The 23,328-nt window shown below is 61.9% G+C and carries 22 protein-coding genes; 15 read left to right on the top strand and 7 right to left on the bottom strand.

Annotated features, from left to right (window positions below):
* Positions 1–7 precede the first annotated feature (7 nt).
* The 4 genes from ACFC20_RS01465 to ACFC20_RS01450 form a co-directional block, all read right to left on the bottom strand.
* Entirely contained in the window at positions 8–433 is a 426-nt protein-coding gene (locus tag ACFC20_RS01465; protein ID WP_375191450.1) for a hotdog fold thioesterase, read from the bottom strand.
* A 70-nt stretch (positions 434–503) separates the two neighbouring features.
* Positions 504–2,768: a putative bifunctional diguanylate cyclase/phosphodiesterase gene (locus ACFC20_RS01460; RefSeq protein ID WP_375191449.1), complete on the bottom strand. Its 2,265-nt coding sequence runs from the start codon at positions 2,766–2,768 to the stop codon at positions 504–506.
* A gap of 45 nt (positions 2,769–2,813) precedes the next feature.
* Complete coding sequence (locus ACFC20_RS01455) at positions 2,814–4,196, bottom strand: ribonuclease J (protein ID WP_375191448.1); 1,383 nt, start codon at positions 4,194–4,196, stop codon at positions 2,814–2,816.
* Positions 4,193–4,945, bottom strand: coding sequence for a substrate-binding periplasmic protein (locus ACFC20_RS01450; RefSeq protein WP_375191447.1), 753 nt, complete (start codon positions 4,943–4,945; stop codon positions 4,193–4,195). Before ACFC20_RS01450 ends, ACFC20_RS01455 begins: the two co-directional genes overlap by 4 nt.
* A 191-nt stretch (positions 4,946–5,136) precedes the next feature.
* Between ACFC20_RS01450 and ACFC20_RS01445 the strand changes: the two genes are divergently transcribed.
* The 3 genes from ACFC20_RS01445 to ACFC20_RS01435 all read left to right on the top strand — a co-directional run bounded on the left by ACFC20_RS01445 (position 5,137) and on the right by ACFC20_RS01435 (position 7,753).
* On the top strand, positions 5,137–5,820 hold the full coding sequence (locus ACFC20_RS01445) for a type 1 glutamine amidotransferase domain-containing protein (protein ID WP_375191446.1): 684 nt from the start codon (positions 5,137–5,139) through the stop codon (positions 5,818–5,820).
* Positions 5,821–6,002: 182 nt separating this feature from the next.
* On the top strand, positions 6,003–6,731 hold the full coding sequence (locus tag ACFC20_RS01440) for a MotA/TolQ/ExbB proton channel family protein (RefSeq protein ID WP_375191445.1): 729 nt from the start codon (positions 6,003–6,005) through the stop codon (positions 6,729–6,731).
* Positions 6,728–7,753, top strand: coding sequence for a peptidoglycan -binding protein (locus tag ACFC20_RS01435; RefSeq protein WP_375191444.1), 1,026 nt, complete (start codon positions 6,728–6,730; stop codon positions 7,751–7,753). Before ACFC20_RS01440 ends, ACFC20_RS01435 begins: the two co-directional genes overlap by 4 nt.
* 28 nt (positions 7,754–7,781) lie before the next feature.
* On the opposite strand, the gene ACFC20_RS01430 is transcribed toward ACFC20_RS01435, so the two are convergent.
* Complete coding sequence (locus ACFC20_RS01430) at positions 7,782–8,894, bottom strand: S-(hydroxymethyl)glutathione dehydrogenase/class III alcohol dehydrogenase (protein WP_375183151.1); 1,113 nt, start codon at positions 8,892–8,894, stop codon at positions 7,782–7,784.
* Positions 8,895–9,009: 115 nt separating this feature from the next.
* On the opposite strand from ACFC20_RS01430, the gene ACFC20_RS01425 reads away from it, so the two are divergent.
* The 12 genes from ACFC20_RS01425 to ACFC20_RS01370 all read left to right on the top strand — a co-directional run bounded on the left by ACFC20_RS01425 (position 9,010) and on the right by ACFC20_RS01370 (position 19,961).
* A complete protein-coding gene (locus ACFC20_RS01425; protein WP_375183150.1) occupies positions 9,010–9,597 on the top strand; it encodes a TetR family transcriptional regulator C-terminal domain-containing protein in 588 nt (195 codons plus the stop codon).
* Positions 9,598–9,666: 69 nt separating this feature from the next.
* Complete coding sequence (locus ACFC20_RS01420; RefSeq protein ID WP_069182656.1) at positions 9,667–10,788, top strand: alkene reductase; 1,122 nt, start codon at positions 9,667–9,669, stop codon at positions 10,786–10,788.
* A 31-nt stretch (positions 10,789–10,819) separates the two neighbouring features.
* Positions 10,820–11,569, top strand: coding sequence for an SDR family oxidoreductase (locus ACFC20_RS01415; RefSeq protein WP_069182655.1), 750 nt, complete (start codon positions 10,820–10,822; stop codon positions 11,567–11,569).
* A 215-nt stretch (positions 11,570–11,784) separates the two neighbouring features.
* Positions 11,785–13,107, top strand: a complete 1,323-nt coding sequence (locus ACFC20_RS01410) for a DASH family cryptochrome (RefSeq protein WP_375183149.1) — start codon at positions 11,785–11,787, stop codon at positions 13,105–13,107.
* A 27-nt stretch (positions 13,108–13,134) separates the two neighbouring features.
* Complete coding sequence (locus ACFC20_RS01405) at positions 13,135–13,632, top strand: DUF6231 family protein (RefSeq protein ID WP_375183148.1); 498 nt, start codon at positions 13,135–13,137, stop codon at positions 13,630–13,632.
* 68 nt (positions 13,633–13,700) lie between these two features.
* On the top strand, positions 13,701–15,338 hold the full coding sequence (locus ACFC20_RS01400) for a phytoene desaturase family protein (RefSeq protein WP_375191443.1): 1,638 nt from the start codon (positions 13,701–13,703) through the stop codon (positions 15,336–15,338).
* A gap of 6 nt (positions 15,339–15,344) precedes the next feature.
* The gene (locus tag ACFC20_RS01395) at positions 15,345–15,938 is read left to right on the top strand and encodes a tRNA-uridine aminocarboxypropyltransferase (RefSeq protein WP_375183323.1); all 594 of its coding nucleotides are present in this window, start codon (positions 15,345–15,347) and stop codon (positions 15,936–15,938) included.
* 68 nt (positions 15,939–16,006) lie between these two features.
* Positions 16,007–16,264 (top strand): TIGR03643 family protein, encoded by a 258-nt coding sequence (locus tag ACFC20_RS01390; protein WP_375183322.1) that lies wholly within the window; start codon positions 16,007–16,009, stop codon positions 16,262–16,264.
* 87 nt (positions 16,265–16,351) lie between these two features.
* Positions 16,352–16,771 (top strand): YkvA family protein, encoded by a 420-nt coding sequence (locus ACFC20_RS01385; RefSeq protein WP_375183321.1) that lies wholly within the window; start codon positions 16,352–16,354, stop codon positions 16,769–16,771.
* A 67-nt stretch (positions 16,772–16,838) separates the two neighbouring features.
* Positions 16,839–17,615, top strand: coding sequence for a flagellar motor protein PomA (gene pomA, locus ACFC20_RS01380; protein WP_375183320.1), 777 nt, complete (start codon positions 16,839–16,841; stop codon positions 17,613–17,615).
* 2 nt (positions 17,616–17,617) lie between these two features.
* The gene (locus ACFC20_RS01375; RefSeq protein WP_375183319.1) at positions 17,618–18,532 is read left to right on the top strand and encodes a flagellar motor protein MotB; all 915 of its coding nucleotides are present in this window, start codon (positions 17,618–17,620) and stop codon (positions 18,530–18,532) included.
* Between the two features lie 220 nt (positions 18,533–18,752).
* On the top strand, positions 18,753–19,961 hold the full coding sequence (locus ACFC20_RS01370; protein ID WP_375191442.1) for an ammonium transporter: 1,209 nt from the start codon (positions 18,753–18,755) through the stop codon (positions 19,959–19,961).
* 11 nt (positions 19,962–19,972) lie between these two features.
* Here ACFC20_RS01370 and ACFC20_RS01365 read toward each other — a convergent pair whose 3' ends face one another.
* Positions 19,973–21,064: a lipocalin-like domain-containing protein gene (locus tag ACFC20_RS01365; protein WP_375191441.1), complete on the bottom strand. Its 1,092-nt coding sequence runs from the start codon at positions 21,062–21,064 to the stop codon at positions 19,973–19,975.
* Positions 21,061–23,325, bottom strand: coding sequence for an FtsX-like permease family protein (locus ACFC20_RS01360; RefSeq protein WP_375183418.1), 2,265 nt, complete (start codon positions 23,323–23,325; stop codon positions 21,061–21,063). The genes ACFC20_RS01365 and ACFC20_RS01360 overlap by 4 nt, the downstream gene beginning before the upstream one ends.
* Positions 23,326–23,328 lie beyond the last annotated feature (3 nt).

Genomic DNA, 23,328 nt, shown 5'->3' with positions numbered 1-23,328 from the left:
TCCCGCCTCAGGGTCGCTTGGTGACCGCCATGGTGAGGCGGGAAATGCAGGTGGTCTTGCCGGCTTCGTTTTCCAGCAGGATTTCCCAGACCTGGGTGGCACTGCCAATGTGGATGGGCCTGGCGGTGCCGTACACCCAGCCTTTCGTCACCGGCCGGATGTGGTTGGCGTTGATATCCAGGCCCACGGCCACGGTCTCGGGATCTTTCAGGCAGCAGTTAGCGGCCATACTGCCCAGGGTTTCAGCGAGCAACACCGAGGCGCCACCGTGCAGGATGCCAAAGGGTTGCACCGTTCGCTCATCCACCGGCATGCGGCCCTTCACGAAGTCGTCGCCAATCTCAAGATACTCGATGCCCAGGTGGTTGACGGCGGTGTTCTCGCTGGCTTTTGCCAGTTGCTCCAGGTTCGGGGTTCGGGTCCAGATCGCCATTCAGAAGCTGCCTCATTGTTGGTTGAAACGAACGCTGTCTGTTGGCGAGTGTATACAGGTAGGATGCGAACTACCAAGACTTTTTCTGTCGCGCTGACGCCGCTTTTGTTACCTGCTGCTCGAACTCCTGGGCCGGCACCGGTCGACCGAAAAAATACCCCTGGAAGTGTCGGCACCCCATGGCGACCAGTCGCTCGAGTTGCCCCCGGCTCTCGACGCCCTCGGCAACCGCAGACAGTTTCAGGGCGGAAGCGAGGGCGAGGATGGTTTCGGCGATGGCGGCATCGTTGGGATCGTCCAGGATGTCCCGGACAAACCCCTGGTCTATTTTGAGCTCGTCCAGCGACAGGCGTTTGAGATAGCCCAGCGAGGAATAGCCGGTACCAAAATCGTCCAGGGATATGCGCAGCCCCATGCTCCGGAGCGTTCTCAGCGTCTGCTCCACCAACTCGAGGTCGTAGGCCAGTGCGCTCTCGGTGATCTCGATTTTCAACCTGCGCGGTGATGCACCGGTTTTACGGAGCAGCCCCATCACCGTTGTGCAGAAGGAAGGAAGATGAAACTGCCGGGCGCTGACATTGATGGACACCTGCATACAGGCGAAGGGCTCTCCGAGAGCCTGCCAGCGGGCAACCTGGGCCATCACCTCCGCCATTACCCAGTAACCAATCTGTTCGATCAGGCCGGTTTCCTCAGCCAGCGGAATGAATTCGGCCGGAGACACCGGACCCTTGCCGGGCCGCGTCCAGCGAAGCAGCGCTTCGGCACCCTCGGGTACACCTTTCTGATCAACCAGTATCTGATAATACACCTCCAGCTGGTTTTTCCGGATGGCGCTGCGAAGATCCGACTCCATGGCCAGTCGCTCCGCCACCTTTTTCTGCATCATGCCATCGTAGAAGCGGATACGGTCCCGGCCATCCGCCTTGGCCCGGAACATGGCCATATCCGCCTGGCTCAGCAACTCTTCCAGGGAGGTGTCGTGGTTGAAGAACAGCGTCACCCCCATGCTGGCTGAGCCGGTGTAATCGCATCCATCAAGCCGGTAAGGTTGGCTGAGTACGTCCCGGACCTTCTCGCAGACCTTCTCCACTTTGGTGGCCGCGTCTGCCGGGTCTTCGGAAAAACCCTTCAGGATGAGCACGAACTCGTCGCCGCCCAGGCGGGCAACGGTATCCCACTCCCGTACCACGCCTTCCAGGCGCCGGGCCACCTGCACCAGCAGCCCGTCGCCCACCTGGTGCCCGGCGGTGTCGTTGATGTCCTTGAAATTGTCCAGATCTATGAACACCAGCGCGCCATGCTCGCTGTCCCGGTTGCTGCCCGAGAGCGCCTGGGCCAGCCGGTCCCGCAGCAGCCGGCGGTTGGGCAGGTTCGTCAAGGGATCGTAGAAGGCCAGCTGCTCGATCTCGGTTTCCGAGCGTTTGCGGTCGGTTACGTCGTAGAAATAGCCATGCCAGACGATGCTCTGATCCGCCAGCATCGCCGGAACGGAGCGGGCCTCGATCCAGGCCACGCTGCCGTCCTTCTTGATGGCGCGGAAATCCGTCTCGAACGGGCTCATGTCCCGACGGGAGTGCTGCACCTGCGCGAAGAAGTCCGCCTTGTCGTCGGCGGCGATCAATTCCAGCAAGGCCCGGGCATCCGGACGCAGGGCTTCCACCGACAGGCCGAACATGTCCTCCACCTTGCGGCTGATGAAGGGGAAACACACCCGGCCATCCGGGTACATGCGGAACTGGAAGATCACCCCGGGGAACTGGCCGGAGTATCGGTACAGACTGTGCTCGAAGCGCTCATTCCTGTGCGCCAGGATCTGCCGGTGAAGGGAGGCGCCGAGCACTGCCGCCAGCGGTCCGAGTATGGCGTGATCTCGCTTCCCGGGTACTTGCTGGCCGGCATCCAGGTAATCCAGGCCCAGAACCGCGGCCAGTTTGCCTTCCAGGGCGATAGCCACTCGTACCAGCGTATTCGACGCTACGGAATCCTCGCCTCGGCTGTCTCCCGGGCTACTGACGAACCCATCGGGCGTGTCGGTGGAGACAATGCTATGGGATTCGAGGGCCTGCCACAGCGGCGCAAATTCGTCCCAGGGGCGGTTGCGGACGCTGTCGCCAAGGGAGGCAATGCCCTCGCCGCAGACTTCATGGGTGACCGACACCGTCTGGGTGGCATCGTCCAGCACCAGCAGAAAACCTCGATCAGCAAGGAAGTCCCTGGTGATCTCGCCAATAACCTGATCGAACGCTTGGCCCAGCTTTTCCGTGGGGGCCTGCGCTAACGCCAGTGCCATCCGGCAAACCAGATCAGATCGATTCGCTTTTCGCTGTGCCATGCCTTCGGACTCCTTCCGCAAGTGCTGTCCTTTTGATACTCCGGGCTAGTCAACTCGTATCAGTTCTTCTTTTTGCCAGCCGAGCCGGCCAGTCTCGACGACCTGCCGCCGGATACCCGGCACCGGGCGGATCATGAACAGGTCGCCGTTGCGACCGACCATGGCCCGGGGCACACCCTGGGACCGGGCAATGTCCGCGTGGGCCTCCATGTGCTCGGCTTCACCATGAACCGGAATGGCAATGCGCGGCTCAATCCACTGGTACATTAACGCCAGTTCCGCCTGCGCGGGGTGACCGGATGCATGAATCGGCCAATCGGCCTCTTCCGCGGTAACGACCTTCACACCCAGGGCATTCAGGTTGCTGATCAGGGCCTCGATCGATTCCTCGTTACCGGGAATGGCCCGGGCGCTGAAGATGACGGTGTCGCCCGCCTCCAGCTCAAAATCCGGATGATTGCCTGCGGCCAGCCGACGCAGGGCGGTTCTCGGCTCACCCTGGCTGCCTGTGGCGACGGCCAGCACCTCATGTCGGGGCAGATAGCCCAGGTGCGAGGGCTGGATCAGCTGGTCCGAACTGTCCCAGAGTCCCGCCGCCCGGGCCGCGTTGGTCATGTTGACCAGCGATCGGCCGAGCAGCCCCATGTACCGCCCGGTCTGCCGGGCAATCCGCGCGAGCGTGTGCAACCGGGCAATGTTGCTGCCAAAGCAGGTGACCACCACGCGGCCCTCCGCCCCGGCGACCGCCTCCAGCAGGCCCCGTTGCAAGGTCGCCTCGGAGACCGAGTGGCCCGGAACCGTGGCATTGGTGGAATCACACACCATGGCGGCCACACCCTCGCGGGCCAGCGCCGTGAAGGTGTCCGGAGAATATCCGTGGCCCACCAGGGGCTCGTCGTCGAGTTTCCAGTCGCCGCTGTGGAAGATGTTCCCCTGCCCGGTGCGAATCATCAGGGCATTGGGATCGGGAATGGAGTGGGTCAGGGCCAGCCACTGCACATTGAAAGGGCCGATCTGGCGGCACTCGCCGGTGTCCACTTCGATGATGGGCACCCGGTGCAGCAGATCGAATTCCGCCAGTTTGCGTTTGAGAATCTCGGCCGTGAATCGGCTGGTGTAAATGGGACATTGCAACAGCGGCCAGAGGTAGGGCACCGCACCCACATGATCTTCATGGCCGTGCGTGATGATCAGTCCCGCCAGGCGGTCGCGGCGATCCGCGATGAACGCCGGATCGGCCATCTGTACGGACGGCTCACCCCGGTGGTGGACGGTGCCATCCGCCGAGACGCGACCCGGTTTGGGAAAGGTGACGCCGCAGTCCACCATCAGCCAGGCTCCGTCGTGGCCATACAGATTGAGATTCATGCCAATTTCGCCGGTACCCCCTAACGGCAGGAACCAGAGATCTGTTTGTTCCGGAGTCATTTGATCGGGTTTTCCAGGTATTTCAGCACCAGGTCTTCGTGGATGCCTTCCATTTCGATGAGTTTCAGAGCAGCCCGGATATCGTCTGCATAACGGAGGGCCGGTGAGGTCTTGCTCACCGCGATGTAGGAACGCTCGCCCGGTACGAAGAAAGGCGAGACGCTCACATCCATGCCCAGCTTCTGGACGGTGTACAGACCCACGAGTTCGGGCGCAATCACCACGTCCACCCGGCCCTTCTGCATCATGAGCATGAGGTTTTCGTAGCGGGGCGCCGACTCCTTGAGCAGCTCCGGATCGTCGTCAAAACGCGGAAAATAGGAAGCGCCTTCCAGCACGCCGATCGCCCGGCCATAGAGATCGGAGTAGCCATCGATACGGTGACGCTCATCCATATAGAAGAACAGTCTTCTCTCGGGCGGGAAGGCCGGCGCCACAAACTCCATCATGCGGGTCCGGTCCTCGGTTTCCAGCGGGCCCAGCATGATATCCACCTGGCCCTGCTGGACCATCCGAAGGACACGACGGAACGGCGCCTCCCGGTAGTTCACGTCCCAGCCCAGGCGATCGGCAATTTCCTCGAAAATATCAATGTACAGACCGGTAGCCTTGCCGCCTTCCAGGATCCGGTAAGGAGGGGCATGGTTGGCACCCACGGTGACCGTCAGCGCCTCCACTGTTTCCGTACCCTGCTGGGCCCATCCCGGCAGGCCCAGAGCAAAGATCAGGGCACCCATTAACACTCGCATGCACGCCATCCTTGTTCGAGTTCTTGATGTATTGTTAGCAAGACCGACCCGACGCCTCAAGTATAGCCGCTTCAAGATCCGTCGCTCCCGGATTTACGTAACCACGGTTGAATTCAGTCACCGGCGACACAAGGTTTTTCACATCAAGAGCCTTGCAAGTCATCCACTGTTTAGCCAAGAGGACGGAACACATGAAGATTCTGATGGTTCTCACATCCCACGACCAGATGGGCGATACCGGCCACAAGACCGGCTTCTGGCTTGAGGAATTCACATCTCCGTATTACGTGTTCAAGGACGCGGGTGCCGACATCACCATCGCGAGCCCGAAGGGTGGTCAACCACCGGTGGACCCGAACAGCGAGGCGGACGACGCGCTGACCGAATCCACTCGCCGCTTCCAGGAAGACGCCCACGCCAAAGAATCCCTCGCCAGCACCAAAAAACTGGCGGACGTGGACATGAACGATTTCGACGCCATCTTTTACCCCGGCGGCCACGGCCCGCTCTGGGACCTGGCGAACGACCAGAAGTCCATTGCCCTGATCAAGACCGCCTACGAGCAGGACAAGGTCATCGGTGCCGTGTGCCACGCGCCGGCCGTGTTCAAGAACGTGGAAGTGAAGCCGGGCCAGAACATCGTGGGTGGCCGCGAAGTGACCGGCTTCAGCAACAGCGAGGAAGAAGCCGTTGGCCTAAGCAAGGTGGTGCCGTTCCTGCTGGAAGACATGCTCAAGCAGAACACCGCCACCTATACCCGGGGCGATGACTGGGCACCGCACATTGTGGTGGACGGCAAGCTGATTACCGGGCAGAACCCGGCCTCATCCGAGGGCACAGCGAAAGCCGTCGTTCAGGCCCTCCAAGGCGCCTGATGCCGGCCTGAGACTGCCCGCAACCAGGGACAGGCCGACACATCGGTCTGTCCCTCCCTCAGTTTTGCATCCTGCAAACCAGCCCCCCCACGTTCTGCAATTAAACTTCCGTTACTGCCCCGACGCCCCGTGGTATCTGTGCTAACGTTTTGAGGAACCTCTCAAAAAAACGGGCCACAGGCATGAGCAACCCCAAACATACCCTGTTCTGGATGACACTGTTTCTGGGCGTCGTCGTGGTTGTCGGCGCGCTGATTCACAAGCCGTTGATTGAGGCCTTCATGGCCAACTGGGTGTTCAACCTGCTGATCGTGTGCGTGCTGATCGTGGGAATCGCCCTGACGTACCGGCAGGTGTTTGTATTGTTTCCCGAACTCAAGTGGATTGCCCAGTTCCGAACCGGCCACGCCGGGCTGTCGGTGGTTCAGGAGCCCCGACTGCTCAAACCCCTGGCCCGCCAGCTGGGCGAAGACGCCAAGCGCGACCGCTTCACGCTCTCCACTCTTTCACTGCGCACGGTGCTCGACGGCATTCACTCGCGCATGGACGAGCAACGGGAGATCACCCGCTATTTCATCAGTCTGCTGGTGTTCCTGGGCCTGCTGGGCACCTTCTGGGGATTACTGGGCACCATCAACTCCGTAGGCCAGGTGATTACCGGCCTGGACATGAGCCAGGAAGATTTCGGCAAGGTGTTCGCCGAACTCCAGCAAGGGTTGCTGACCCCTCTGCAGGGCATGGGCACGGCCTTCAGTTCCTCTCTGCTGGGCCTGGGCGGATCACTGATCCTGGGTTTTCTGGACATCCAGGCCGGGCATGCCCAGAACCGGTTCTACGACGGCCTGGAGGAGTGGCTGACCGGCGTCACCAACCTGGTTGACCGCGTCGACACAGAGAAAGACCTGTCATGATCGGATCCCGCCGCCGCTCCCGCAGCACCACCAACGTCTGGCCCGGGTATGTGGATGCCCTTTCGGCCCTGCTGATGCTGGTGATCTTCATGCTGCTGGTGTACGTGGTGAGCCAGCTGTACCTGTCCCAGACCCTGTCCGACCGGGACACCCAGCTGGCACGGCTGAACGCCCAGCTGGATGAGCTTTCCGAGCTGCTGGGGCTGGAGGAAAACCGGAGCGAGGCGCTTGAGGACCAGCTAACCAGCCTGCAGGAGCGCAACAGCAGCCTGGTGAATCAGCTGGAATCCACCCGCGAACAGTTGATGCGCCAGACCGCCATGGCCGATGCCCAAACCGAGCGCATCGCCAGCCTGGAAGAGTCCATGGATGAGCAGGACGAAGTGTCGGCCAGCCAGCAGGCGATGATACTGAGGCTGTCGAACCAGATCGCCTCACTGCGCGAACAGCTGCGCCAGATTGCCTCTGCGCTCAAGCTGCAGGAGCAGATGACGGCCGAGAAAGAACAGGAACTGGAGCAAGTGAGCCGGCGCCTGAACACGCTGCTGGCCGAAAGGGTCAACCAGCTGGAAAAATACCAGTCCGAATTCTTTGCACGCCTGCGGGATATCCTCGCAGGCAACGAGAACGTTCGGATCGTCGGCGACCGCTTCCTGCTGCCCTCGGAGCTGCTGTTTGCATCCGGCTCGGCGGATCTGGGCGAGGCAGGCCGGCGCGAGCTGGACAAACTGGCTGGCATCCTCCTCGATGTGGCCGACCGGATTCCTGACGACGTGGACTGGATTCTGCGGGTGGACGGCCACACCGACAAAATTCCCATCAACACTCCCCGGTTCCCCTCCAACTGGGAGCTTTCCACGGCCCGCGCTGTGGCCGTGGTCCGCTATCTCGCCGCCCAGGGCGTGCCGGAGCGACGCATGGTCGCGGCAGGCTTTGGCGAATTCTTCCCGGTGGCGGAGGGCAACTCGCCCGAGGCCTTACGGAAGAACCGGCGGATTGAGCTTAAGTTGACGGATAGGTAGGGGCCCTGGTTCCGGGCCCCTCTGGCCATCAGAAATGAATAACCGACCGGATACTCTTGCCCTCATGCATCAGATCAAACGCCTTGTTGATGTCTTCCAGAGGCATCTCATGGGTAATGAACACGTCCAGTGGTATCTCGCCTTTCTCGGCCTTTTCCACATAGCCCGGCAGCTCGGTACGGCCTTTCACGCCACCGAACGCTGAGCCTTTCCACACCCGGCCGGTCACCAGCTGGAAGGGGCGGGTACTGATCTCTTCGCCGGCACCGGCCACGCCAATGATGATGGACTCGCCCCAGCCCTTGTGGCAGCACTCCAGGGCCGCGCGCATAACTTTCACGTTGCCGATGCACTCGAAGGAGTAGTCCACGCCGCCGTCGGTCATCTCGATGATCACTTCCTGGATCGGCTTGTCGTAGTCGTTCGGGTTGACCACGTCGGTGGCGCCCAGCTGTTTGGCGATGTCGAATTTGCTGGGGTTGATATCAATGGCGATGATCCGGCCAGCCTTGGCCATGGTGGCGCCAATGATCGCCGCCAGACCGATTCCGCCCAGACCAAAGATCGCGACGGTTGCGCCCTCTTCCACCTTGGCCGTGTTCATCACCGCACCGATGCCGGTGGTCACGCCGCAACCGAGCAGACACACCTTCTCAAGGGGCGCTTCCTTGGGGATCTTGGCCAGGGAGATCTCGGGCAACACGGTGTACTCGGAGAAGGTGGAGCAACCCATGTAGTGGTACAGCGGCTTGCCCTGGTAGGAGAAGCGGGAGGTGCCGTCCGGCATCACGCCCTTGCCCTGGGTAGCCCGAACCGCGCCGCACAGGTTGGTCTTGCCGGAGGTACAGAACTTACACTCCCCGCACTCGGCGGTGTAGAGCGGAATCACGTGGTCGCCCACTTCCAGATTCTTCACGCCCGGGCCCACGGCTTCGACAATGCCGCCGCCCTCATGGCCGAGGATGGTCGGGAACAGGCCCTCCGGGTCGGCACCGGAGAGGGTGTAGGCATCAGTATGGCAGACGCCGGTGGCAACGATGCGCACCAGCACTTCACCTTTTTGCGGCGGGGCGACATCCACTTCAACGATCTCAAGCGGCTTGTTGGCTTCAAAGGCCACCGCGGCACGGGATTTGATCACTGGCATGCTCCTCTGGTTCTGTCAGGAATCTCGGGCATTGCTGATTCCCTTTGTATGATGAATTGACAGATTGACGGTTTGACGATTACTAGACGACTGGTCTAATATAGCAAATATGACGTCAACCGACACCCGCACTCACATTATTCACACCGGCGCCGACCTGATCGGCCATAAAGGCTTTGGTGCGACAGGCATCAACGCCGTGCTGACCGCAGCTGGCGTACCCAAGGGGTCGTTCTACCACTACTTTAGCAGCAAGAATGATTTCGGCCTGGCGGTCATTGATACCTTCGCGGAGGAATACGACGCCAAACTGGATCGGATTCTCAATGACACCAGCCGCTCCTGCGTCGACCGGCTGCGCGCCTACTTCGACACCGGCTTTGAAACCATAACCAGCTGCGAGTACACCCGGGGCTGTCTGATCGGCAACCTGGGCCAGGAACTGGCGGGACAGAACGAAGCCTTCCGGCAGAGGCTGGACTCGGTCTTCGCCAGCTGGGAAAGACGCTTTGAGCATTGCATCCGTGCTGCCCAGCAGGCCGGAGACATCAGCGCCGACATCGACGCGGCAGACGCCGCCAGTTTTCTTCTGTCCGGCTGGGAAGGCGCCATCCTGCGTTCGAAGGTCCTCAAGTCCACCGAACCCATGGAGAGGTTCGTGCGAGTCTTTTTCAAACACTGCCTGAACATCGGCTGAAATTTTTTTCGATTGCCGACTAGTAGACTGGTCTAATTAATATCATTTGATCCTGAAGGAGGATGCCCGATGAGCAACCAGAACGATCCACTTTTTCAACCGCACCATCTGGGCGAACTGGCCCTGCCCAACCGGATTCTGATGTCACCACTGACACGTTCCCGCTCAAGCCAGCCCGGGGATATCCCCAACGACATGAACGCCCGCTACTATCAGCAGCGGGCCAGCGCTGGCCTGATTCTCAGTGAAGCCACCCAGGTTTCGCCGCAAGGCAAGGGCTATGCCTTTACCCCCGGCATTCATTCGCAGGAACAGATTGAAGGCTGGAAGAAAGTAACCGGGGCGGTGCACATGGCCGGCGGCCGAATTCACATGCAACTGTGGCACGTGGGCCGGATTTCCCATCCGGACCTGCAACCGAACGGTGAAAAGCCCGTTGCGCCTTCTGCCATCAAGCCCGAAGGTGCCAAGACCTTCATCAGTGCCGACTCCGGCATGGTGGATATCCCGGAGCCCCGGGCCCTGGAAACCGCGGAAATGACCGACATCGTCGAGCAGTACCGCCAGGGTGCGCTGAACGCAAAAGAAGCCGGCTTTGACGGCGTTGAAGTCCATGCGGCCAACGGCTATCTGCTGGACCAGTTCATCAAGAGCGGCAGTAACCATCGCACTGACGAATACGGTGGCTCGGTGGAAAACCGTCTGCGCCTGCCATTGATGGTCGTCGAAGCGGTTATCGACGTCTGGGGCAAGGACAAGGTCGGCGTCCGCGTCAGCCCCACGGGTAGTTTCAATGCCATGGACGACGACAACCCGGCCGAAACCTTCGGTACCTTCGCCCGGCACCTGAACGACCTGGGCATTGCCTACATCGAAGTGGTGGAAGACTCCTTCCAGGGCAATCACGCGAACGGCCGCCCGGAAGAAGTCATCGACGCGATCCGCGCCGGCTTCAAGGGCACCTACATTGCCAATGGCGCCTACACCGCCGACGAGGCCCGAAAGCGTATCGACGAAGGCCGGTGCGATCTGGTCACCTTCGGCCGCCCGTTTATCGCCAACCCGGATCTGCCGGAGCGCTTCCGCCAGAACGCGCCCCTGAACGACTGGGACGACAGCACCTTCTATGGCGGTGATGAACACGGTTACACCGACTACCCGACACTGATAGAACTCGAAAAAAGCGCCTGAACAGCGCTTTCATTCCCAAAGGAGACAAACCATGAGCAACACCAATGACCCGATCAACAGCAAAGTAGTGATTATTACCGGCGCCAGCAGTGGTCTCGGTGAAGCCACGGCCCGCCGCCTGGCAGACCGGGGCGCCAAGCTGGTACTCGCAGCACGCCGGGAGGACCGCCTGAAAGACCTGACGGAAGATCTCAAATCCCGGGGCGCCGAAGCCATCTGGCAGGTCACCGACGTGACCGACCGCAATCAGGTTGAGTCTCTGGCCGCTGCGGCAAAAGAGGCGTTTGGCAGGATCGATGTGCTGGTCAACAACGCCGGGCTGATGCCCCTGGCACCGCTGGACGCCCTCAAGGTTGATGAGTGGGAACAGATGGTAGACGTCAACATCAAGGGCGTGATGTATGGTATCGCCGCTGTACTGCCGACCATGCGGGAACAGCACAGCGGGCACATCCTCAACCTGTCGTCGGTCGCCGGGCACAAGGTCTTCCCCGGTGCCGCCGTCTACTGCGCCACCAAATATGCGGTGAAGGCGCTGTCCGAAGGCGTTCGTATGGAAGGCGGCGACGAGATCCGCAGCACCAACATCTCGCCGGGTGCCGTCGCCACCGAGCTCACCAGCACCATCACCGATCCCGACGCGAAAAAGGCGGCGGATGAGCTCTACGAAGTCGCCATTGATTCCGATGCCGTGGCCCGGGCAGTTGTCTATGCCATCGAGCAGCCGGCGGATGTCGATATCAATGAAATCATCCTGCGGCCGACGGCTCAGGAGCTGTAGAACTTCTCTCGATCCTCGAACCCTGCACCATGCTGCCCCGCAAGGGCAGCGTTGGTGCAAGAGATCCACGGCCAGTCTCATCAAAATCCTCGAAAGATCACCACCTACCTGCGAAGTTCCCACGCACATCACATATCATTGTTGCGCCCCCAAAAACTTTTCCGAATCTGGTACGTATCTAAAGGGTTGAATCAAAAGGCCAAGGAGCATCAACCTTGCATACGCTTTACTGGTTTACCCGGGATCTTCGCCTGCACGACAACGCCGCGTTGCTGGCGGCCTCGAAGTCCGACGTGCTTTTATGTGTCTACGTTGTTGATCCCCGCTGGTTCGCACCGGGGCCACTGCAAAGCAAAGCCATGGGCGATCATCGCTGGCGCTTCCTCTGGCAGAGCCTGATGACGCTGGAGCGAACCCTGCGGACGCTTGGCCAGCGCCTGCATATTGCCTATGGCGAGCCGGAAGCCGTGGTCCCCGAGCTGGTGCATGCCCACCGTATTGCCCGGGTTGTCCGGTCGCGGTTGCCGGGCACCCGGGAAGCTGGCCAGTGGCGCGCGATCAAGGACAAACTGCCACAGACCCTGTTCCAGCAATTCGAAACCCTGAGCCTGTTTACCGAGGGCTCCCTGCCCATGACCCTGCAGGATCTGCCGGACACCTTTTCCCAGTTCCGCAAGCAAGTAGACAAAACCGGCGAACGCTGCTCCGAACGGCTGAGAATCCGGACCCTCACGGCCCTGCCCCCGCCACCGGGCTTTCCGGAAGACAACCGGGGCGACTGCCCGGCCATCGCCGAACCGGTGCACCCCCTGCAGTTCATGGGCGGGGAGGCCGCTGGCCTGGAGCGGTTGCAGCAGTTCACCTTCGAGAGCCACTGCATCGATCGCTACAAGGAAACCCGCAACGCGCTGGACACCTGGGATGCGTCCTCCAAGTTCTCGCCCTGGCTGGCCAACGGCTGCCTGTCGGTGCGGGAGGTGGCGGAAACCATCACAGAGTACGAGGCCAGGGAGACGAAAAACGAGTCCACCTACTGGCTCTGGTTCGAGCTGCTGTGGCGCGAATATTTCTATTGGTACGCGCTACGGCACGGCGCCAACCTGTTCCGCCGGGACGGCGTGCAGCGAAAACACCGCCACGGCACCTTCTACGGCCATCGTTTCAAAGCCTGGTGCCAGGGCAACACCGAATACCCCCTCGTGAACGCTGCCATGAATCAGCTTCGGGAAACCGGTTACATGAGCAACCGCGCCCGCCAACTGGTGGCCAGCTGTTTTGTGAATGAGCTCGGCCTGGACTGGCGCTATGGCGCCGCATGGTTTGAAGAGCAATTGATCGACTATGATGTAGCAAGCAACTACGGCAACTGGCAGTACCTGGCCGGCGTGGGTGCCGACCCGAGGGGCCTGCGGCAGTTCAACCTGGAAAAGCAGGCGCAACAGTACGATCCCGCAGGCACGTTTGTGGACCGGTGGGGCGGGCATTCGGACCAGCCCGTTGGCCTGCACACCGTGGACGCCGCCGACTGGCCCCTCTAAACCGATCAGCAGAATGGAACGATCGTTATGGCGGAAATCGAATCAGTCCCCACGGCACGGGAGACCCTTGCCCGCATCATTGACACCTGCGCACCGGGCGCGGTGCTGAGCTGCGGCTGGCTAGCCAACGAGGTGGCGAGCGTATGGCAGGATCACCGCCCGGACGTGCGACGGCACATCCTCGACAGCCACGATCCGAACGCCCATCTGCCCCTGCCGCACGTGGTCGACCTGGCCCTGATTACCGGAACCCTGGAACACCTGCCCCACGACGAAGGCGCCCTGCTCCTTGGCCAGCTCAGGAACTACGGCACCCACCAGATCGCCGTGCTGGTGGCGGAAACGCCGGACTGGGCCTTTACCGACTTTATCGGCCTGGGCTTCCGGCGCCATGCGGAACTGGACAACGATCACGGACCGCTGACGCTCTACACCTATAATCTGGATTCCTACAACCACAAGCGGGCCTGGAACAACCCCGAGAACTGGGCCAACCCGGAAATGTGGGGCAAGGCCTGGTGGTAAAAAAGCGAGTTGGAACCAAACTGGGCGCGGCCTTGAAGCGACTTTGAAGCGAACCTTAAGAGAACAGCGTGGCAACAAACCCGAAAACCCTGAAACCCAGCACCCTCCGCATTGGCACCCGCTATCGGGCCAACCGCCTCAAAGGCCCCTACGACGCCATCGTGATCGGCTCTGGCATTGGCGGCCTTACCACCGCCGCCTGCCTGGCCAAAGCGGGTAAGAAGGTGCTGGTGCTGGAACAGCACTACACCGCCGGCGGCTATACCCACAGTTACGCCCGAAACGGCTACGAGTGGGACGTGGGCGTTCACTACATTGGCGACATGGGCTCGCCCCACACCCTGGGCCGCCGCCTGTTCGACTACATCACGGATGGCAAGCTCGAATGGGCGCCCATGGATGAAAACTACGACCGGTTCTTCCTGGGTGAGAAAGTGGTCAACCTGCGTGCCGGTAAAGAAGGCCTGAGGCATTCGCTGATCTCTGCCTTCCCCGAGGAGCGGGAGGCCATAGATCAGTACCTGGCCTTGCTGGGCAAGGTGGCCGATGGCATGCAGTGGTACACCCTCTCAAAGCTGACACCCGGGATCCTCAGCCCGGTGGTCCGCAAGGGGCTGGACCTGGCCCTGCCGGATTGCTTCAACAGAACCACCTGGGACGTGCTGAGCGAACTCACCGATAATGAGGAGCTGATTGGCGCCATCACTGGCCAGTGGGGCGACTGCGGGGTAACACCGAAGCAGTCCAGCTTTATGGTGCACGCACTGATCGCCAAGCACTACCTCTACGGCGGCTTTTACCCGGTGGGCGGTGCCTCGGAAATCGCCAACACCATCATTCCGGTGATCCAGCAGCCCGGCGGCGAGGTGTTGACCTACGCCGATGTCACCGACATCCTGGTGGAGGACGGCCAGGCCACCGGCGTGCGCATGGCCGACGGCGAGGAGATCCGGGCCCCGCTGGTAATCAGCAACGCCGGGGTGATCAACACCTTTGAAAACCTGCTGCCCGCAGACGTGGCGGCGCAGGCTGGCTACCAAGAGAAACGTCGGCACATCGTTCCATCGATGCCACACATCGGCCTGTACATCGGTCTGGAGGGAACTCCGGAGCAACTGGGGCTGCCCCGAACCAATTTCTGGATTTACCCCAGCGCCGACCACGACGGCAACGTGCAGCGCTTTCTCGCCGACCCGCACCACGCCGAGTTCCCGGTGGTGTATATCTCCTTCCCGGCCGCCAAGGACCCGGACTACCAGAACCGCTGGCCGGGCACCTCCACCATCGAGATCGTGGCACCCACCACCTGGGAGATGTTCGAGCCCTGGCAGGGCACCACCTGGGGCAAGCGGGGCGAAGATTATGAGGCGCTGAAAGAGACCATCACCAACCAGCTCCTGGACGTCATGTACCAGAAGCTGCCCCAGCTGCGGGGCAAGGTGGATTACGTGGAAACCTCCACCCCTCTTTCCACCGCCTGGTTCTGTCGTTACGGCCGGGGCGAACTCTACGGCCTGGACCACAACCCCGAGCGCTTCGAACAGGACTGGCTGCGGCCAAAAACCGACATACCCGGTCTCTACCTGACCGGTCAGGACGTGCTCACCTGCGGTGTAGTGGGCGCCATGATCGGCGGCCTGGTAACCACCCTGGCGATCCGGGGCTGGCGCGGCGCTGGTCTGGCCAAACGCATTTTCGTGGGGTAGTCGGCCTTGCCAAGACCGATCTGTCTCCGCTGCGGCGTACATGCGGCGATCTGTGTCTGCGCCGATTGCGCGCCGGTTGCCAACAGGACCGAGCTCACAGTGCTGCAACATCCGTCCGAAGTGGCTCACGCCAAAGGCACCGTGCGCATACTCAGACAATGCCTGAGCCGCCTGGAGGTGTTTGTGGGCGAAACGCCGGACGACTTCCGCCAGGTGGGGTTTGATCCGATCAATGACTCGCGTGCCTCGGCGCTGCTGTTCCCCGGCCCCGACAGCCAGGATCTGGAAACGGCCGATACCGGCGAACTCCGGCGCTGGATCCTGCTTGATGGCACCTGGCGCAAGGCGGCCAGAATCCTTCACCAGAATCCGGCGCTGGCAGCGCTGCCCCGCTTCCACTTTGCCAGCCCTCCCACCTCCGTGTATGCGATCCGGAAGGCCCCCGGGGAAGGTCATCTGGCCACGGCCGAAGCCGCCGCCTACCTGCTTAACCGGGTGGAGCCGGGGCTGGATACCCGTCCCTTATCCCGGGCCATGCAGGCGCTCGTCGACCGCCAGCTCGCGCAGATTCCAGAACGACTGCACAAATACTATCGATAACCCTTGCCGGTGAGACGACGGCCCGGTTACGGCGTAAAAGTCCACGAGTAATACACGGGGACCAGCCGATGACCACAGACTTCGACCCAGCCGACCTCTCCCGCATCATCGAGATGGCCTGGGAAGATCGAACGCCCTTCGAGGCAATCGAACAGCTTTACGGCTTGCCGGAGAAATCGGTAATCCAGCTCATGCGACGGGAACTCAAGCCCTCCAGCTTCCGGCTCTGGCGTAAACGGGTGACCGGCCGTTCCACCAAGCACAGGCAGCTGCGCCCGGCGGGGGTCAGTCGGGGCTACTGCCCCACCCAGTACAAGCACCGCTAGCGCGCCGCTGTTGGCAAATGCTGCGCCAGTGCGCGATCATGGCGATTGATATCCGCAGGCCAAGAGAACGAGAAGGAACCTTCATCCATGGCATTGTTCAGCCGTAAGAACGCCGAAAAGCAGCTCAAGGCAGAAGCCGACCGGGTGCACCGGCAAGACCTGGAGAAACTGCTGGAGCGCCAGCGCGCCATTGAGGAAAAGGTGAAGGGCAGCGGCAAGCTCAAGCGCTTCGGGGCCGATATCCGGCTCATGTTTTCGATGATCCGGGATTACTGGTACGGCGACTACCGGAGCGTTCCCTGGAAAACCATCGCCGCGGTGGCGGGTGCGCTGCTGTATGTTCTGAATCCTCTGGATTTCATTCCCGACCTGATTCTTGGATTCGGCTTTATCGACGATGCCGGCGTGGTAGCCCTGTGCCTGAAGCTGGTGGAATCCGATTTGCACCGATACGCGGCCTGGAAAGAGCATCAGGAAGAACCGAAGCCGGTGGCCAGCACGGATTGATTAATTTCTGAACTGGCGGTAATCTCAGCCGCCTCACCGAAACCCCCGTTCAGCCCCTGGAGTTCCTGTGGATTTTGCCACTCTCATAGGCCTTGTCGGCGCCATTCTGATCATCGCATCGGCGGTTATTCTAGGCACGTCTCCGTCCGTGTTTATCAATCCGCCCTCGCTGCTGATCGTGGTCGGCGGCACGCTGCTTGTGGTTCTCGCCAAGTTCAGCTTTGCCCAGTTTTTCGGCGCTTTCAAAGCGGCTGCCCGGGCCTTCAAATTCAAACTTCCGGAAACCCAGGCGAGCATCGAGGAACTGGTGGACGTGGCGCAGGTCGCCCGCAAACAGGGCGTGCTCGGGCTTGAAGGCCGGGAAGTCAGCACCCCGTTCCTGGGCCAGGGCATCCAGATGCTGGTGGACGGCCAGACGGGCAAAACCATCAAGCAGTTGTTGAGCAAAGAGCGGCTGATGACCCTCGACCATAACCGATCCGGCGCCAAGGTGTTCCAGGCCATGGCCGATGTAGCTCCGGCCATGGGTATGATCGGCACCCTGGTCGGCCTGGTGCAGATGCTCTCCAACATGGACGATCCGAAATCCATCGGCCCGGCCATGGCGGTGGCGCTACTGACCACTCTCTACGGTGCCATGATCGCCACCATGATCGCCACACCGATCGCCGACAAACTGTCCCTGCGCATGACTGAGGAAGCGCGACTGCAGTCCCTGTACATCGACGCTCTCGTGGCCATCCAGGAAGGCACCAACCCCCGAATCATCGAACAGATGCTCTCCAGTTATCTGCCGCCCAAAGAACGTGAGAAAAACGGAGAGGCGGAAACCGCCAGCGGCTAGCCATGGACGAACTGCCAGAAGAGGAAAAACCGGGCATCCCGGCCTGGGTGGTCACCTTTGCCGACCTGATGTCGCTGCTGATGTGCTTCTTCGTGCTGCTGCTGTCCTTTTCGGAGATCGACGCCCAGAAGTTCAAGCAGATTGCCGGCGAGCTCTCCAAGGCATTCGGCGTGCAACGTGATGTGCCTGCCCTGGAAATCCCCAAAGGCACCAGCCCGATCTTCGACAAATTCTCGCCCGCGCCACCGGAGCCGACGGTGGTCAACGAGGTCAAGCAGACCACCACCGAGGAAGCTCCGGAGCTGCAGACCCTCAAAAGCCCCACCGATGTTGCGGTAGAGGCGGCCATGGACGAGCAGATGCAGGAAACCATGGATGAGATCCTCCAGGTGCTGGAGCCGGCCATTGCCGACGGTCGCATCAATGTCAGCGAAGATCAGCGGCGGATCGTGATCCGGGTGGAAGAGAAAGGCTCGTTCCCCTCCGGTTCCGCAGACCTGACCTGGGAGTTCGAAGGTCTGCTGCTGGATATGGCGGAAGTGATCGAAGGCATTCCCGGGGATCTGACCATCGAGGGCCACACGGATAACGTGCCGATCCGCACCGACCGGTTCTACAGCAACTGGGATCTCTCGGCCGCCCGCGCGGCTGCAGTCGCCAATGTCCTCGTGGCCCGGGATCAGGTTGAACCCACCCGGCTGAAGGTGACCGGCCTGGCCGATACCGAGCCCCGGGTACCCAACACGTCACCGGAAAATCGCGCCAGGAACCGCCGGGTGGAAATCATCATCGACCTGTCCGGCCCGCTTCAGGAACGGGAAATTCAGCTACGCGAGTTGATTGATGCCGAAGCGACCAACGGGGCGTCCGAGATTCAAATTGAGTCGGCGCCGGCCTCCGGCGACATCAACTGGTAAAGCCAACCATTTTGGTGCGCACCGACCTGTGACGCACCTGTTTAGTGCATAAAAACCACAGAAACTGCCCCGGCGGCCTCCACCGTTTCCTCCAAAGCCCTTCCCGCTCTTGAAATGCATTGTTTTGGAACAGCTCTTGCTTTGCATGCCCTCCAACAATGCACAACCCAATCAAAAGGCCCGAAAGAGGCCGAAAACACAACATCAGGAGCGAAAACCCGTGGACATCACGAGTGCAGTACATACCCTGACCGAAAGCGCCAACACGCTGTTCATCCTCATCGGCGCCATCATGGTGCTGGCCATGCATGCCGGCTTTGCCTTTCTGGAAGTGGGCACTGTCCGTCACAAGAACCAGGTCAATGCCCTGGTGAAGATCATGACCGACTTTGGCGTTTCCGCCTTAGCCTACTTTTTCATTGGCTACTACATTGCCTACGGCAGCCATTTCATGACCGGAGCGGCCGAGCTCACCGCATCGAACGGCTATGAACTGGTCAAGTTCTTCTTCCTCATGACCTTCGCGGCGGCCATTCCGGCCATCGTTTCCGGCGGTATTGCGGAACGAGCCAAGTTCTACCCCATGCTGATTGCCTCCGGACTGATCGTGGCCTTCGTGTACCCGTTCTTTGAAGGTCTGATCTGGAATGGCAACTACGGCTTCCAGTCCTGGCTGGAGAACCAGTTTGGTGCATCCTTCCACGACTTCGCCGGCTCTGTTGTGGTGCACGCCGTCGGTGGCTGGATTGCCCTGGCCGCGGTGCTCATGCTGGGCGCCCGCAATGGCCGTTATCGGAATGGCCGTGTGGTCGCATTTGCGCCCTCCAACATTCCGTTCCTGGCTCTCGGCGCCTGGATCCTCACGGTCGGCTGGTTTGGCTTCAACGTGATGTCCGCGCAAACCCTCGACGGCATCAGCGGTCTGGTGGCGGTCAACAGCCTGATGGCGATGGTCGGCGGTATCCTGGTATCCATGCTGCTGGGCCGCAAGGACCCGGGCTTTATCCACAACGGCCCCCTGGCCGGGTTGGTGGCGGTATGCGCGGGCTCCGATCTGATGCACCCGGTCGGTGCGCTGATCACCGGCGGCGTGGCCGGCGCCATTTTTGTGTACCTGTTTGAATGGGCCCAGGCCAAGATCGAACGCCTGGACGACGTGCTCGGTGTGTGGCCGCTGCACGGTGTCTGCGGCGTCTGGGGCGCCATCGCCTGCGGTATCTTCGGTCAGGAAGCCCTGGGCGGCCTCGGCGGGGTCAGCCTGATGTCCCAGATCGTCGGCTCCATTGCCGGTGTGTTGGTGGCCTTCGTGGGTGGCCTGATCGTATACGGCGTAATCAGCGCAATCTCAGGCCTGCGTCTGACCGAAGAGGAAGAGTTCAACGGCGCCGATCTGAGTATTCACCGCATTGGTGCCAACGCGGTCGAGTAAGCGCCCACCGCTCACTCGCGGTAGCCGGTGAGCTCCATGTAGCCAACCCCGGTGTGGCTGCCGGTAACACTCACCGGGCTCTCCCAGTAGGGATAGAGCCCGGTGTTCATATAATCTCCCTCAGGCACCGAGACCGTCAGCCCCACTCCAAGATCCGGCACCGCCAGACGCCAACTTCGGGGCACACCCTCGTCGTCAGAATCCATTGGCGCGATGCGCAACTGGTCGCCCTGCAGCGCCACGGGCTCGCCTTCCGCCGGAACCCAGGTGCCCGCCTGAAAAGCACCCTCATTCTGCCTCAACCGGAAGGCCATCAGCTTGTCGCCCGAGTCCAGATGCAGGGCAAACCAGTCCCAGCCCTGCTGGCCGGCCTTGAGAAACTGGCTGCTCCATTCCCGGTCGAACCAGCCCTGGCCGGATACCTCGAAGTCCTGATCCCCCAGCCTTACCCGGCCCTCTATGGCCAGATCCACCAGGCTGAAATACATGGAGCCTTCGCCACTGTCGGATTTGGCACTGAAGCCCTGGTTACCGTGGGCCACCGGCGCCCGGTTCTGGTTGAGCGTGAGGTCGTACGACCATTTCCCTGCGTCCACCTGCAGTCGCCAGCGCTTGTCGTCGAGGGCGGTCAACTGCCAGTCGTCCAGCCACACCGACATGGGCGCTGCCCGGGCCCCCGCCTGGCCAATATCACCCCGGGCCAGTTTTTCGGCGAAAACGTGGTTACCGGAATAACTCACCGCCGCGTGGGCCATCCAGGCGGCGTCCAGGGGCCAACCGGTGGCCGGTGGCGGTTCGGCTCCGGCGGGCCGGGGTCGCAGGGCCTGGCGGAACTGCGTCCATTGCAACCCCAGCGGCTCGCCGGCTGCCGTTTTCAGATTGGCGGTGAGATACCACCACTCGATCCGGTGCTGGGGGTGCGGGCCAAAATCCCGCGGAAAGCTCAGGCGATCTCCCGGCCCCGGCTGCAGGAACGGCACCTCATGCTCCGATTCGGCAACGCCGGCCAAGCCGGCGAAACCTTCGGATCCAGGGCGCTCTGAGCAGCCTGCGAGCACCCAGGCCAATGCGCCGAAAACGAGCCAAAGGTGAGCACGATTCATCGTTCACCCCCGATTGATGCATTGGCATGGGCGGGTGCCGGATTTCCATGCAGCAGTTGCCGGCGCATGAGCCATGCGATGCTCAGGCCAATGGCCAGGCTCAGCACGCCCAGCTCCAGCCAGAAGCCGGGGTACACGGCCATCGGCAGGGACCAGCCGAAAGCCAGCGGGTTGATGCGGTGCACCAGCACCCAGGTCAGCCATACGCCCAGCGGCAGCGCCAGCAGCGCGACGAGGCCGGTCAGGGCAACGGAGAGCCGGGTGAGTTGGCGCGCGGCCTGGCCACGGGACATACCCCACACCACAAGCAGCCGGAAATACCCGGCCCGGGTGGAGAAGAACACCCAGCCCATCAGCAGCAAGGCCGTGGCCGCAAGTACCAGGGTGAGTAGCGTCATCGCCCGGGTGAGCAGGAAGGTCTGGTCGAAGATCGCTGTCGCCAGTGCCTTGACCGAGCGATTATCCCTGACGGTAAGTTGCCCCTGTTGCCAGATCCCGCGCAGTTGGCTGGTTACTCCATCGATGGACATCGCCCCCGGGGACACCGACAGGCTGCGAAACGTCGGTGAAAACTCCGTTGGCAAGATGGCGGCGCCCAGCAACAGCTCGCCCGCAGGCCGACCGTAATCCGGATAGATCGCCAGTATCGGCAGCTCGACGGTCTGCCCCGCCAGTCTCACCGTCAAGCTCTCTCCGATGTCCAGCGCCTGTCGCCGGGCCAGTTGCTCGTTCACCATCAGACCGTTGCCGGCCGCCAGTTTCGGCCAGGCGTCGCCGGTGGCTTCGAGCAGTCGCCAGTCGGTCACCAGCGGCCCCACGGGCGCGATTGCCAGAACATCTACCTGAGTATCGGACCCCTCAGTACCACCGGCGAGGGTGGCGGTGCCACGAATCACACGGTGCCATTGGCCGCCGGCGTCCGGTATCCGTTCGGCCAGCCAAGCGCCGGCCGGGTCGATATCCGCCTGTGGTGGCACCTCAATGTAGAAATCCGCCGCCAGCCGCTGGGCCAGCCAACGATCGAAGGTACTCTCGAAGGTCGTGACAAGGGCCTGCACTGCCAACACCATGGCCATGGCAAACTGCAAAGCCACCAGCGGCAAGGCCAGACGCCGCACCAGCACCGAGAGTTCCAGGTATCGCCAGCGCGCGAGGGGGTCCCGGGTGCGTCCGGCCCGCGCCTCGGCAAATCCGCCAATCAGCCCGGGCAGCCACAGACCCACGGCCACAAACACCAGCGCCACGCCCAGGAACAGCGCCGGCAGGGACTCAACGAGCATCGACAGCCCAAGACCTGCGCCCATCAGTGCCGGCGGCCACCAGCGGCGACTTTTCTCACGGGGCAACAGACCACGCAGCGTCGGCCCGAGAAAATCCATCAGGCAGGCCGCCAGTACCACCGCCAGCATGATGCCCACGGGCATCAGCCAGCCACCGCCCTGCCCGGCGTAGAGGGGCGCGTCGAACAGGCCCTCCAGCGCCCGGCCAAAGCCATCACCGAGCATGGCGGCCAGGAGCCGGCCCAACCACACGCCCGGAAGAATGCACACCAGCGCCAGCAGCGATAGCTCCAGAACCAGCAACCGCCGGATACGCCGGGGGGGAACACCAAAACGCCGCAGCAGCGCCAGGCTGTCCCGACGCTGTGCCAGCCCGAGCAGATACACGCTGCGCACGAGCAGCGCGGTGATCAGCAACACAAGGACCCCGAGGGCATCGAGGTTCAGCAGGAAGCTTTCACCCAGTTCGCCGGTATCCGGCCCCACGGAAAAGGGTGCTGTCCGGTAACCCGCGGGCATCGGCTCAGCCGATTCGGATCGATCAATCAGCAGGGAAAGCGAGGCCTGGCCGCCGGCCCGCCCTGTGGCCTCGCTGATGTCCACAAAGGGCTGGCCATTCAGTTCACCCTGCCAGGGCGCCTCGGCGTCGGTGTCCGTGCCAAAGCAGGCCGCCGCCAGGGGGTCGATGCCAACCACCCGCCCGGTGTCCGGCCCGGACACCTCCAACCAGGGCATCACACACAGACCTTCACGTCGCAGGTAGGCAAAGTCAGTCACCGAGACCGGCTGGCCGTCGGCCCGCACCACCTGCCGACGCTCGGCCACGGCGGCCTCGCTCTGGTCCAGACTGGCCCGGGCCTGGCTGGTGAGGTGATGCACGCCGGTCCAGAGCATGGTGGCCAGCAGGATCATAACGGCCAGCGCAAACAATTGAAGAGGGTGGCGTCGATAGTGGCTGGTGAGGGCGGAAAAAACCGTCATGGC

This window comes from Marinobacter sp., from assembly GCF_041984545.1.
In the GTDB taxonomy this organism is placed as follows: Bacteria; Pseudomonadota; Gammaproteobacteria; order Pseudomonadales; family Oleiphilaceae; genus Marinobacter.
Note: the sequence above shows the minus strand (reverse complement) of the source record. Positions and strands in the feature narration are given on the sequence as shown.